The sequence below is a fragment of the Streptomyces chisholmiae genome (genome assembly GCF_031845445.1).
GTDB classification, from domain to species: Bacteria; Actinomycetota; Actinomycetes; order Streptomycetales; family Streptomycetaceae; genus Streptomyces; species Streptomyces chisholmiae.
This window is the reverse complement of record NZ_JAVREO010000279.1, coordinates 1-407: the sequence shown is the minus strand read 5'-3', so window position 1 is coordinate 407 and position 407 is coordinate 1. Positions and strand designations below refer to the sequence as shown.

At 67.1% G+C, this 407-nt stretch carries 1 protein-coding gene; it reads right to left on the bottom strand.

All coding sequences use genetic code 11. The features are described 5' to 3' along the window. The coding region (locus tag RM844_RS33195; RefSeq protein WP_311671134.1) for an alpha/beta hydrolase domain-containing protein at positions 1-407 on the bottom strand (407 nt) is incomplete at both ends.

The following is a 407-nucleotide window of genomic DNA, read 5'->3' as shown; positions in this document are numbered from 1 at the left end:
ATGGTGGATGGCCCAGCCGATATTGAGATCCATCAGGTTCGAGGGGTTCAGCATCTCGACGACGACGCGGCCCGAGAATCGCGTCTTGGCTGCGGGCCGCCTGACGAGCACCCGCGTCGTGTACGGAGCATCGGGCGTGCGGATGACGGCGCCGCCGGCGGGCCAGTCGTATACGTTGGCCTTGCCCGAGACGAAGAACTCCTCCTCGACATAGCCTGTCCGGCGAGGTCTTCCGGCCGCAGCGCCCACCCGGCCCCGCCGAAAGCATGGCTGGCTTCCGTCTGCACAATCGGCCCCACCACACTGGTCAGCGGCGATGGCTGCGACGGTCCGCCCGCCGTCACGCAGGATGCCGCCATCAGCAAGGCGCCCGCCAGCATTGCCCTGATTTTCAAGCAGTCTCTCCC